This window comes from Tolypothrix bouteillei VB521301, from assembly GCF_000760695.4.
In the GTDB taxonomy this organism is placed as follows: Bacteria; Cyanobacteriota; Cyanobacteriia; order Cyanobacteriales; family Nostocaceae; genus Scytonema; species Scytonema bouteillei_A.
Window position 1 is genome coordinate 6,828,511 of sequence record NZ_JHEG04000001.1, and the last position, 12,522, is coordinate 6,841,032.

The following is a 12,522-nucleotide window of genomic DNA, read 5'->3' on the forward strand; positions in this document are numbered from 1 at the left end:
AGCAGTTATCATAAATGTTACAGTAATTAATAATAAAAAATAAAAAGTGTTTGCTAGGGGACTATTTATCTAACTGTAGATACTTGTAAAAAATGTGAAATCACTGTAACTTTTTGCAGTTAAGAACAAAAATACGATGACCAATAGCCGCAAAGCATTCCTTGTGCGTCAGTTGCGAATCACAGCATTAGTATCCGGTGAAGAACACTGGAATTAGACTTCTAGAAGGCATCTATCAGATCTAACCCCCACTATTAAACCCAATTATCAAAACAAGAGTAGCGCCATGAAGACCGCTCAGACAGCTACAGACCTAGTGCGGACTTATTTACGTGAGATTGGCAAAGTGCCCCTCCTGTCGCACGAGGAAGAAATATTTTATGGAAAGCAAGTACAGCGTTCAACAGCATTACATGAAATCAGGGAATCGTTAACGACTCAATTAAATCGTCAACCATCTCTAGAAGAGTGGGCAAGCGCAACACAACTAGAACCTGCAGAGTTGAACGAAGCCATAGCAGATGGCGAAGTAGCGAAACGCAAGATGGTAGAAGCAAATTTGCGACTGGTTGTGTCCGTAGCTAAAAAATATATCAAGCGCAACGTAGATTTACTTGACCTAATACAAGAAGGTAGCATAGGAATGCAACGGGGTGTAGAAAAATTTGACCCCACAAAAGGATATCGGTTCTCTACCTACGCTTATTGGTGGATACGTCAAGCGATTACTCGTGCGATCGCAGAAAAAGGGCGTACCATCAGATTGCCGATTCACATAACAGAAAAACTCAATAAAATCAAGAAAGCACAGCGTCAATTATCCCAAAGATTGGGACGTGCTCCTACAGCTTCGGAACTCGCCAAAGAATTAGAACTAACTCCAAGACAAGTGCGAGAGTATCTCGAAAAAGCAAGGTTACCATTATCCTTAGATTTGCGATTGGGTGATAACTACGATACAGAACTAGGGGAAATGTTGGAAGATCCAGGCACTTCTCCGGAAGACTTTGTTACCCAGTCATCCTTATCTAACGATTTGGATCGTCTTATGGCGGAACTGACACCACAACAAAGAGAAGTTTTATCCCTAAGGTTTGGTTTAAATGACGGACAAGCGCTAACACTCTCCAGAATTGGCGAACTTCTTAACATCAGCCGCGAACGAGTGCGGCAAATTGAGAGAGAAGCCCTCAATAAACTCCGTAAATCCAAAGTTGGTATGAATGAATACTTAGCAAGTTAATGACTCGTTCTCGTTATTAGTCACTGGTGATTGGTTAGCGAGGCTGAGGTGAAAAATCCGTTACTCGCAGTACGGTTACAACGACTCCCAAAACAAAACTTACTTTGTTACATTAGATGATAGGGGTACACAACGCGAAAGCATTGTCCATATCCAAACAGGCAATTTTGACCTAAGTAATTTTGACCACAACTGTGGTATTTAAAGGAGGTAAAAGTGAGTAACCCATCTAACCGAGTCTCAGAATTCTTTAACGGTGAGTCAGAAACAGGCAATTTGTTATTGCAGTATGTTAAATCTCTAAGCCCAGATATAGTTACCCAGCTATCCAAACCTACTTCTCCAGAAGTTTTCCAAGCAATGGAGCGTAACATTATGGGAATATTAGGGAACTTACCTTCCGAACACTTTGGGGTTACCATCACGACTAACCGCGAACATTTAGGTCGCCTGCTTGCCTCTGCCATGATTAGTGGTTATTTTTTACGTAACGTAGAACAAAGAATGAATTTTGAAATGGTTCTGCAAAATACTGAAAGTAACGAGGAATGAAGTGACAACCAATCCCAAAAAGAAATTGAACAGTGAGAATCGTTAATTTTATAAGTTGCTTGGGGAACAATGGCAAAAATCTAGAGTTGTCCCGTGCAAACTCCGTAAATTACAAACTCGGCAAAAACGTGTATAATTGCCGAGTTTTGTTGTATTTTTGTGTACTCTAAAAAACAGATGAGTGAAACAAAGTCTTCCGTACCTCATAAAATTATAGGTGTTGCCATAATCAAAAACGACCTAGGGCAGATTTTAATCGATCGCCGACGTCTAGAGGGAGCTATGGGGGGTTTGTGGGAATTTCCCGGAGGTAAAGTCGAGCCAAACGAGACAGTCTCTGAGTGCATCAAGCGCGAAATACAAGAAGAACTGGGGATTGAAATTGAAGTTGGCAAACATTTACTGACAATTGACCACACCTACACTCACATACGAGTGACTCTAACAGTTCATGAATGTCGTCATCTTTCAGGGATTCCGCAACCTATTGAATGTGATGAAGTTCGTTGGGTAAATGTAGGTGAGTTAGAAACATTTACCTTTCCCGAAGCCAATCTTCAAATTATTGAGGTTTTGAGGAAGGGCTAATGGCTAATGGCTAATGGCTAATAGCTAATGGCTAATAGCTGATGGCTAATGGTGAGTCCAGCCCTGATAGCAAAGCGTGGCGCGAATGCGCCATAGGAGGGTTTCCCGCGACCACCGGGACTGGCGAACAAGGGAGGGCTAATGGCTAATGGCTAATGGCTGATGGTGAAGTTGTCAGGGTGCGGGAAACCCGCCCACAGCACTGAACTCACCGCCTACTTTCTCTTGTCTCACTATTAGCAATTAGCAATTAGCTATTAGCTATTAGCTATTAGCTAATTTGGATATACTGGTAATGTAAAGTGAAACCATGCTCCACCTTCAGGAGCAGCATCTACCCAAATTTGACCGTAATGGGCTCTGATAATGCGCTGACACAAACACAAACCAATGCCGTAACCTTCGGTGGTTTCATCTCTTTCTAACCGGAAGTGATTTTCAAAAATGCGTTCTCGATTTTCTTCGGGAATACCCGGACCTGTATCGCCAACACTAAATTGAACTTTCTGAGTGGTACGGTGCAAGCCGGAAACCGCAATAGTACCTCCTTCTGGAGTATACTTAATAGCATTGTCTAATAAATTCATCAACACTTGCCGTATGCGTTCTGGATCGGCATAAACGTTGGGTAAGTCTTTTGGAATGTCTTTTGTAAGCACATGAGATTTGGCTGTGTAGCGATCGCGTACTTCTTCAAGGACCTCTAAACAAAGTTTGCCCAAATCTATCTTTTGAGGTTGAATGTAAAATTCCTTTTCACTACCGCGACCAACTTGTAAAAGATCGGTAATCATCCTATCTATGATCTTGGTTTGGCTGCGAGCTTGTTTAAATAAGTGTACCGTCATTTTTGGTGTGATGCGGTCAAAAGTACCGTGTTCTAAGTTGAAGTTAGATTGTAAGGTATCTATAGCTATGGAAGCTGCAGTGAGGGGGTTGCGAAGGTCGTGAGCTAACATAGCAATCACTCGGTCTTTGAACTGTAACTGCTCAATTAGTTTTTCTTTTTCTTGTTTTAAGCGAAAGATTTCATCAGAGAGGTGTAAAAGTTCTTCGGAAACAGCCAACGAGCCGATCGTACACTGACCATCCTTAACAAGATTATTGTCTTCCGTATTTTCCTTGAAATCGTTTTGTAATTCTAAATACGCATCTACACCAGCTTGCCACCTAGGCCACCAAGTTTTCAATTGAGCCGTAATGTTACTACCAGCCAAAATTTGTCTTGGTTCCGGATGGATTTTGATGAGAGCTGGCGTTGCTACCAGTTTAAAGTGTTCCGCCAAGTAAGGCTTTTGTCCTACATCTACGATCTGTAGTTCAAACTTATAGTCAGCCTGTAATTCTTCTAAGTATGAAAGGATTCGCTGTACTTGCTGTTTGGACTTTGGGCGTCCATCGACAAAAAGTAGCAGCTGTAGTGGAGCCTCAGAATAAATAGGCCGATCCTGGGAAAGTTGCATGTAATCGTGTTTCAGCACTGGTAACAAACCGACGACGCGTAATTGTATTCGTAAAATTGACTGGCGGTTGTCGATGGAATAGTTGCTCTGTTTTTTCTAACTTAATATCTATTTTAGATTCTTCATAGTCCTATCCCACACTGGTTTTTAAGAAGAGATACATTCTTTTTAGCTTCCTAGTTTTATTTTGACCAGATCTTCTCCTAAAAATTATCCATACCACTCCTTTGAGGGCAATAATTGCTCTGAACCATCTGTTTTGCCAAGCTCAAAGGTATACTCAATGTACGTTCGCTGGTTGATTGATACAAGAACTCACACTGATATTTTTAAGTATTATATAGCACATGGTAGTTCGCTACAACATTCCCAAATTGGTTACACGGAATTATCAGCGAACTTTACCCTTGTCCATCTTTAGAGGCAAAGAGCGGGTTTGATCTCAGTTTACCACCTAAGATAGTTGCTGATAACGTTAAGAGATTGAGGGTTGGGGATTGGGAAAACTGAGTTGACTCTACGCTACTGTAGAAATTGATCTGCTCATATATGGTTGTCCGTGTTGCAAAGTAAACGTCCGGTTGTTTTGATAGGTGTGGCTGTTCTACTAGCTGCGTTAACAGCCTGTGCTAATAGTCCAACTGCCAAAGAAATTGAGCAGTCTTTGGCAGCAGATCCAAAGCTCAGCAGTAACCCGGTGAGTCTTGGTTCTCCACAAGCAAGCAGTAACCAACAACAGCAAACCGATCGCGCAACAGTTAACTTACCTGCTGATTTTCCCAAGGATATCCCTTTATATCCCAATGCCAATTTGCAAGAAGTGATACCACCTAGTAACGAAAAACCGGGTGCATCATCAACTCGTTGGGTAAGCATTGACCCCAGCAATATCATTGCTAGCTACTATATTCAAAAACTTCCAGCAAACAACTGGCAAATCGTACAACAGTCAAACGAGCAATTTAATTTGATTGAGGCGCGGCGCGATCGCCTGTCACTCAAAATTTCCATTCAACCAAAAACAATCACTAATGCCTCACCCAATCAACCACAAACCTCTACAGAGATACTGATTGACTACCAACCAAATTCTACAGAAATAACGCAAGCTACCCCAACTCCTACCTCTACCCCCGAAACAACTGCAACGGAAGTTCCACAACCAGGTGAATCCCAGTTTGTCGGTCCGGTGCGCTCGCAACAACCAACAGCCACACCAAATACCACAGACGAACCAACCAACAGTACCCCCAACACCACAGCAGCGTCTAATCCTCAAGAGTTTAGCGATTTAACCAAAGCACCTCAAGAATTCCAAAGATATATTCGAGATTTAGCAGAGTTGGGCGTTTTATCTGTAAGCTCAAATGCTGCTAAGAGCAATGAAGGTATTGCAACCAACCAATTTGAACCAAATAAAATTATTGCGCGACGGGATTATGCTCGTTGGCTAGTCACTGCTAACAATAATATGTATGCCAGCGATCCAGCCAAACAAATTCGCTTAGCCTCGGGAGGTTCCCAACCCGCTTTTAGTGATGTTCCCAGAACTGACCCAGATTTCCCAGTAATTCAGGGATTAGCCGAAGCTGGATTAATTCCCAGTTCTTTATCAGGAGAGACTACAGCAGTCTTGTTTCGTCCCGGCGCACCCCTGACACGAGAACAATTGATTTGGTGGAAAGTTCCTTTGGATACACGCCAATCCTTACCAAATGCCAATTTAGAAACTATCAAGCAAACTTGGGGTTTTCAGGATGCAGGGAAAATAGACCCCAAAGCATTGGGAGCAATTCTGGCAGATCGTCAGAGTGCCGAACAATCAAATATCCATCGTGTCTTTGGGTACACCACTCTATTTCAGCCAAAGAAGCCAGTCACTCGTGCGGAGGCGGCAGCAACTTTGTGGTACTTTGGAACTCAAAGTGAGGGAATATCAGCAGCTGAAGCCTTAAAGGTTAAGCGTCCACCTAATTAACATCACTCACCGTTTACCTACCTCCGCAAGGTTAGTGTAGGGGTTGACAAATCGTCGATCGTTAGTTGCGGGTCACTGTATGTGGGATGACAATAAACTGTTTGCAATCGTAGAAGAATTGGTCATGCACCATTCTCCTAGTGGTGCGGAAGAAGAAATCAATCAGTTCTTGATGCAGCAATTTACAGCGTTGGGTGTTGAAGTATGGCAAGACCGTGCTGACAATATCATCGCTAAAATTCAAGGACGAGATTCAACAAGAGCGATCGCTATCACCGCTCATAAAGATGAAATCGGTGCCATTGTCAAAAGTGTTGGTGATAACGGTCGAGTCGAGGTTCGCAAATTGGGCGGAGCCTTTCCTTGGGTTTATGGTGAAGGAGTTGTCGATCTCCTCGGCGACAATGCCACCATTAGCGGTATTCTCAGTTTTGGTTCCCGCCACGTCTCTCATGAATCGCCACAGAAGGTACAGCAGGAAGATACTCCGCTCAAGTGGGAAAATGCTTGGATTGAAACAAAATGTACAACTGCGGAACTAGAAACGGCAGGTATTAGACCGGGAACTAGAATGGTGGTTGGCAAGCATCGCAAGCGACCCATTAGGTTAAACAACTACATTGCCAGCTACACTTTGGATAACAAAGCTTCAATTGCCATCTTGCTAGCTCTAGCTGAAAAGATTAAACAACCAACAGTTGATGTGTATCTAGTAGCATCAGCAAAGGAAGAAGTCGGGGCAATTGGGGCGCTTTTCTTCACTCAAAACCAGCGCTTGGATGCTCTGATAGCTTTAGAAATTTGCCCTCTCTCCTCAGAATACCCAATTGATGATGGGAAACATCCTGTCATCCTTTCCCAAGATGGGTATGGAATTTATGATGAAACACTCAACGGACAACTACGCCACTGCGCCAAAAAACTCGGTCTACCCGTGCAGTTAGCAGTCATCACCGGTTTTGGCAGCGATGCGTCCATTGCAATGAAGTTTGGTCATGTGTCCCGTGGTGCGTGTTTGGCGTTTCCCACTCAAAATACCCATGGATATGAAATTGCTCATTTGGGAGCGATCGCAAACTGTATTGATATATTGCAAGCGTTTTGTGAAGCCGAGTTCGCCTGAGTTTTTGGTTAAAATGTGTGAATAGGAAGAGGGTTAGTGCTACGGCAATTACATACAATGATGGCAATGACATGAATAGAGAGTGACAGCAAGCAAATGCCTAAAACCGTTGCCGATGTAATGAGCCATAACCCAATTGTTGTGCGACCTGAAACTCCTTTAAAGGAAGCTATTCAAATTTTGGCAGAGCGACGAATCAGCGGACTACCCGTCACGGATGATAGCGGGAAATTAGTAGGCATTATTTCAGAAACGGATTTAATGTGGCAAGAAACAGGGGTAACACCTCCGGCTTACATAATGTTTCTGGACAGCGTTATCTATTTACAGAATCCCGCAAATTACGAACGTGACTTACATAAAGCACTAGGGCAAACAGTTGGCGAAGTTATGAGTCACAACCCCATCACAATTTCTCCTGACAAAACTGTCACGGAAGCAGCCAGACTCATGCACGATCGCAACATTCACCGTCTTCCAGTACTTGATAGCGAGGGTCAAGTCGTTGGTATTCTTACTCGTGGCGACATTATCCGAGCAATGGCAGCAAGTCAAGAAAGTTAGTGGTTAATTGTTAGTTGTCAACCACTAACCACTAATCATCAACCACTAACCAATAACCAGTAACCAATAACCAATAACTAAAAATGAGCACTACTCCAGAATCTGTTAAGCAAATGCTTAGCTCGCAAGATTTGGGCGATCGCTTGCGTGCAGTAAATCTTGTTCGTCAATTGGAACCAACTGTAGGTTATGAGTTAATTCAAACTGCTATCAACGACAGCAATTCTCGCGTGCGTTACTCAGCCGTGAGTCAATTAGATACTTTAGGCGACCAAAATTTAGATTTAACCTTAAACGTGTTGCGCGATCGCCTTTTCAACGATCCAGAAGCTGACGTACAAGCAGCTGCAGCAGATTGTTTGGGTGCGCTTAAGCTACAGGAAGCTTTTCAAGATTTACAACAGGTTTACCGCACAACCAAAGAATGGATTGTTCAATTGAGCATTATTGCTGCACTAGGAGAGTTAGGCGATCCAAGAGCCTTTGAGTTGCTCAAAGAAGCACTTGCTTCCAATAATGAGCTAGTCATTACGGCTGCAATTGGTTCTTTAGGAGAGTTAGGCGATCCACAAGCAGTTCCCCTTTTGGTTCCGTTTGTTACAAATCCAGATTGGCAAGTTCGCTACAGACTCGCGCAAGCTTTAAGGCGTTTGGGTAGTGCAGATGCCAAATCTGTGTTAGAAACTTTGGCAAAGGATGAAATCGAAGCTGTCGCAACAGAAGCGAAAAAGTCTTTGAACGAGTCTTAATACCTTTCAATATTGGATTCAGCAGAGGTAGGTTGGGTTAAGCAACGAAACCAACCTAAAGTCTTATTCTGTCTCGTTCCCAGCCTCCAGACTGGGAACCAGTCAGGACAAGGGTTGTGTCTTAACAAGCGTGCCATTCGCAACGAAACCCAACAATTCCATTCAATATTGGATTCAGCAATCATCTATTTGGTATAGTCAATCCTTCACTTGTTGATAGCAGCATGCTACCTGTCCACCACATCGTAGATTGGTGTTGATGGGTGGTACCCACCTTACTACGACTACCGAGTTCGCCTTAAAATATTGGGTGGTTGAGGCTCGTAGGAGTGGAGGGGCGCTCTGGAGAAAAACGCTTCAAACAGCACGTCTCGACATAAATTGTGACTAACACTATTTGTTTTATCAGAGCAAGATCGCCCATCGAGATCGATCGGTCTCAAATTTTCCATGTTTACTGAGTATATTTTTATACTAGTACTTTTATAAAAATATACCAAAGATTAGTACAAATTTTTCTAGCACTTTATCGGAAAACCACAGCAATTTGGGCTCGATTTTTTGAGGAAATAAGAAGATTTTGAGAGATTGAGAGGCGCGATCGCAAAATTTATTTGGGCTTCAACTTCTTTTATCCTATTACCAGACAAGATTTCAACCAAATTATGTTTTTGAGGTAAAGCATAAAGTACCTATTAAAAAATTACTTACGTAATGCGAAACGAAATTCAGTAATACTATCAACTTCAAACGGAAATTTAAAAATTCAACTCATTTTAATTATTAGGGATTTTTACTGATAAAAAGACGAACGTAAATATCAAAATCAAGATTTTATCAATTCTGATTTTTAGACTTCCCGATTGAAAAAAAGATAGCTAAATTAGTGAATGTAAAGAGGCGGGCAAAAAATTAAAACTGCTGCCCGTAACTAATAGGGCTAATCTAATCGGGAGCAAGTTATGCAAAAGTTAAAGTTAGTAGCGGCAACAATTCTGGGAACAAGTTTGAGTATGGGTCTAGCTGCTGCAATGCCAGCCGCTCATGCTGTTTCTTTAATTCCTCAGCAAGAGGGTGAAATTGACTTAACAAACATGAATTGTATTGTTGCGAATCAGAACTGCATTCAAACACAAGGTTACACAGTAAAAAGCTTAGATTTTAACCAAGACTTTAAAGATGATGGATTGAACAAAGAATTTGGACTTAGCCGTCTATTTGTTGATAAAAACGCTACCGAGAATAACTGGGGACCTGGTAACCAAATCAAGTTTACATTGAAAGATGAGGGAACAAATCCTATCTCCGATCAGTACTGGTTCCGTCCCGTCGCTTACGATGCTACAGGTAAAGTGATTGAAAATGGTCGATTGGAAGTTGGTAAGTTCTTATTTACTTTGGATAAGGCTTATCAAGAAGTATCATTGGACTTCTTTGATGTAGAAGATAACTTGTTTTCTGGTATTGTAGAAGTCAACGGACAAAGCGTAAATAACCTGCTTGCAGGTGCAGGCAAGAAAGATGATGCTTCTACCAAGAGCTTAAAATTGACAAATGTCTCCTCCTTTGTCATTCAATTAGGCAACCCCGGTAGGAACTATGGTGCAGCTGGTAGTGCATTGGCAAAGACTTCATTCTCAACTGGTGACGGTGTCCGGTTGTCTGGGCTAGGAGTAACAAAAGCAGTACCCGAACCAACAACTACCTTAGGCTTGGGTGCAATGGCAGTAGCTGGTTTGTTGGGCTTGCGTCGTAAAAAAGTGTCTCAAGTTGGTTAATTAAGGTTCTGCATAAACCAATTGTTAACCTCTTATCAACCACAAGTCTTGGATGAGATAATCAGAAGCCTGTCTTCACAGGTTGCTTTTTAAAAACCTGGTATTCGGGCATTGATTAAAACCCGCCGAAGCGGGTTTTATTTCTTTTTATAGCTTTTTAAGAACCAAAAACCTGCGACCAAGTGGTGACAAGAAAAGTCACAACAGCTCCAATTGCCAACAATCCTTGAATCAAATTTCCAAGTATTGTACCGACCACTATTCCAATCCCGGCTTTAATAGCGATCGCTACATCATGTCTGTAAAGGTACTCACCGATAATTGCTCCTAAAAGAGGTCCCAACAACATCCCCAATAATGGACCGCCAACAGGTAAAGCAGGCAATAATCCGAAAAAGCCCAGCAGCAATCCTACCATTGCTCCAATTTGTCCCCATTTGCTAGCACCTGCTTGTTGTGCTCCTATGTAACCTGCTAAAAAATCAACTCCTATACTTAGAAGTAAAACAATAACAGTAACAATAAGCGGTATTTTTATAGCTGCGAAGGAACCACTGACAAAGCCCCAAATGATAATCCCAATTAAAATTAAGCTTGCTCCAGGAAGAGCAGGAATAACTGCACCCGCAATACCTACAAGCATTAGGGCAATGATTAAAACGTAAAGAATTGTCATAATTGCTAATGGCTAATGGCTAATGGTTAATGGCTAATGGTGAGTCTAGAGAAACTAGGCGGTAAGTCCAGTGCTGCAGGCGGGTTTCCCGCGCCCACCGGGACTGGCGAACAAGGGAGGAGTTTCCCACGACCACCGGGACTGGCGAACAAGGGAGGGCTATGGCTAATTGCGATCCTTGCCATTAGCAATTAGCAATTAGCTATTAGCTATTAGCCATTAGCACTTTCAAGCGTAACAGCTAATTTATCTGCTATTCCAGCAATCCAGTTTTCATCTTGTTTGGTGTAGCTTCGAGGAGCATTTGCACCTAAGATAAGGACTCCTTCTTTACCAATAGGTTGACAAATGACACCTTGAGTATTCTCTGGTAAATAATCAAATTCAACTCGTCCTGGGTAGACTTTTAAATCTACCAAATACACCGGCTTTTGTTTTTCTAGCACTCTGTTGAGTATTGCTCCGGGTACTACGTCTGATTTCTCAGCTAAAATTCCCCTGCGTAACAAAACTTTACGTTCATAATAAATAACGAGCGATCGCGTCACCGTATTAGTTAACAACAAATGCGATGCCCAAGCTAGTTCTGTTTTTACAGTTTCCGGTAAATCTGGGGCTAAAACAAAACCTTCTTCACCTACAAGTTGAACCGCATCGGGAGTTCGCGGTTGAACTTGTTGCCATAGTAAACCGATCAAAATTAATACAGCACTTAATATGACACCAAGTACATCCGCACGTGCTTGAGAATCAGTTATGTCTGGTGTCAGTAACCGATTAATCAACAGAAGCACAGCGCCTAACCCACCCACTACGATAGGTAGACGCCGCAAAACGTCATTTGTCATTGGGGATTGGGGATTGAGGATTGGGGATTGGTTGTGTGAGTTATTCTACCTTGTCTACCTTGTCTCCCTTGTCCCTCTACTCTTCTCCTGGTTCAATTATCCGTTGAAACAAATAACCAGTTCCTCGTGCTGTCAGTATTAATTCTGGGTTACTGGGGTCATCTTCTAGTTTTGCTCGCAGGCGAGAGATATGCACGTCAACAACGCGGGTGTCCACATGGCGTTCTGGCGTGTATCCCCATACTTCTTGCAAAATTTCCGAACGGGAAAAAGCTTCGCCCGAACGGCTCACTAGCAGTTCTAGCAAGCTAAACTCCATACCTGTTAGGCGAATGCGTTCGTCACCTTTATAAACTTGCCGCTTGTTCGTATCAATTTTAATATTGCCTACATGAATGACACCGGAACTGGGAATCCCGGAAGCGCCCGTTTTGTCTACTCGCCTCAGAACTGACCGAATGCGGGCTTCCAACTCTTTGGGGGAAAAGGGCTTAACTACGTAATCATCAGCACCTAACTCCAAACCCGTGATTCGATCTGCCACATCTCCCAAGGCGGTTAGCATAATAATGGGCACGTCCGATTCCTTGCGTAATTCTTGGCATACCCCGTAGCCATCTAGCTTTGGCATCATTACGTCAAGGACGACTAGGTCTGGATCTGCTTTGCGAAACGTGTCCAACGCTTCTTCTCCATCACCTGCTGTCACTACGTCATAGCCAATCATGGAAAGGCGTGTTTCCAAAATCCGACGAATGCTGGCTTCGTCATCTACTACCAGAATTTTTTCTTTATGACTTTCCAAGTTTCTCAACTCTCCTTAACTAAAATTTTTGATGCTTAATTTTTAGTACCATAGTATTAAGATATCATTTCACAATTTGAATGGAAAAAACCTGCATCTACTACCATTATTCAATTTCACTTTCCTCAAAAACTTAAGCAAAAATTAAGATAAGA

At 42.5% G+C, this 12,522-nt stretch carries 13 protein-coding genes; 9 read left to right on the forward strand and 4 right to left on the reverse strand.

What is annotated here, in order from left to right; translation table 11 throughout:
• Positions 1-286 precede the first annotated feature (286 nt).
• The 3 genes from HC643_RS27745 (at position 287) to mutT (ending at position 2,383) form a co-directional block, all read left to right on the forward strand.
• Complete coding sequence (locus tag HC643_RS27745; RefSeq protein WP_038077692.1) at positions 287-1,243, forward strand: RNA polymerase sigma factor, RpoD/SigA family; 957 nt, start codon at positions 287-289, stop codon at positions 1,241-1,243.
• A gap of 216 nt (positions 1,244-1,459) precedes the next feature.
• Complete coding sequence (locus HC643_RS27750) at positions 1,460-1,795, forward strand: DUF760 domain-containing protein (RefSeq protein WP_038077694.1); 336 nt, start codon at positions 1,460-1,462, stop codon at positions 1,793-1,795.
• Positions 1,796-1,972: 177 nt separating this feature from the next.
• Positions 1,973-2,383 carry an 8-oxo-dGTP diphosphatase MutT gene (gene mutT / locus HC643_RS27755; protein WP_038077697.1) on the forward strand — a complete coding sequence of 137 codons (411 nt, stop codon included), beginning with the start codon at positions 1,973-1,975 and terminating at the stop codon, positions 2,381-2,383.
• 275 nt (positions 2,384-2,658) lie between these two features.
• Here the strand turns inward: mutT and HC643_RS27760 are convergent, their stop codons facing one another.
• Positions 2,659-3,846: a histidine kinase gene (locus tag HC643_RS27760; RefSeq protein WP_038087842.1), complete on the reverse strand. Its 1,188-nt coding sequence runs from the start codon at positions 3,844-3,846 to the stop codon at positions 2,659-2,661.
• 559 nt (positions 3,847-4,405) lie between these two features.
• On the opposite strand from HC643_RS27760, the gene HC643_RS27765 reads away from it, so the two are divergent.
• From HC643_RS27765 to HC643_RS27785, 5 genes are all read left to right on the forward strand, one after another.
• A complete protein-coding gene (locus HC643_RS27765) occupies positions 4,406-5,824 on the forward strand; it encodes an S-layer homology domain-containing protein (RefSeq protein WP_038087839.1) in 1,419 nt (472 codons plus the stop codon).
• A gap of 79 nt (positions 5,825-5,903) precedes the next feature.
• Positions 5,904-6,947 carry a M42 family metallopeptidase gene (locus HC643_RS27770; RefSeq protein ID WP_038087836.1) on the forward strand — a complete coding sequence of 348 codons (1,044 nt, stop codon included), beginning with the start codon at positions 5,904-5,906 and terminating at the stop codon, positions 6,945-6,947.
• Positions 6,948-7,043: 96 nt separating this feature from the next.
• Positions 7,044-7,511 carry a CBS domain-containing protein gene (locus HC643_RS27775; RefSeq protein ID WP_038087833.1) on the forward strand — a complete coding sequence of 156 codons (468 nt, stop codon included), beginning with the start codon at positions 7,044-7,046 and terminating at the stop codon, positions 7,509-7,511.
• A gap of 83 nt (positions 7,512-7,594) precedes the next feature.
• Complete coding sequence (gene nblB, locus HC643_RS27780) at positions 7,595-8,260, forward strand: phycobilisome degradation protein NblB (protein ID WP_038087831.1); 666 nt, start codon at positions 7,595-7,597, stop codon at positions 8,258-8,260.
• Between the two features lie 962 nt (positions 8,261-9,222).
• A complete protein-coding gene (locus HC643_RS27785) occupies positions 9,223-10,038 on the forward strand; it encodes an LEVG family PEP-CTERM protein (protein WP_038087827.1) in 816 nt (271 codons plus the stop codon).
• A 157-nt stretch (positions 10,039-10,195) separates the two neighbouring features.
• On the opposite strand, the gene HC643_RS27790 is transcribed toward HC643_RS27785, so the two are convergent.
• Positions 10,196-10,714 carry a DUF456 domain-containing protein gene (locus tag HC643_RS27790; protein WP_038087824.1) on the reverse strand — a complete coding sequence of 173 codons (519 nt, stop codon included), beginning with the start codon at positions 10,712-10,714 and terminating at the stop codon, positions 10,196-10,198.
• Between the two features lie 36 nt (positions 10,715-10,750).
• On the opposite strand from HC643_RS27790, the gene HC643_RS27795 reads away from it, so the two are divergent.
• A complete protein-coding gene (locus HC643_RS27795; protein ID WP_153021447.1) occupies positions 10,751-10,909 on the forward strand; it encodes a hypothetical protein in 159 nt (52 codons plus the stop codon).
• A gap of 17 nt (positions 10,910-10,926) precedes the next feature.
• On the opposite strand, the gene HC643_RS27800 is transcribed toward HC643_RS27795, so the two are convergent.
• A complete protein-coding gene (locus HC643_RS27800) occupies positions 10,927-11,562 on the reverse strand; it encodes a cofactor assembly of complex C subunit B (protein ID WP_038087823.1) in 636 nt (211 codons plus the stop codon).
• 76 nt (positions 11,563-11,638) lie between these two features.
• The gene (gene rpaB, locus HC643_RS27805) at positions 11,639-12,367 is read right to left on the reverse strand and encodes a response regulator transcription factor RpaB (RefSeq protein WP_038087821.1); all 729 of its coding nucleotides are present in this window, start codon (positions 12,365-12,367) and stop codon (positions 11,639-11,641) included.
• Between the last annotated feature and the right edge of the window lie 155 nt (positions 12,368-12,522).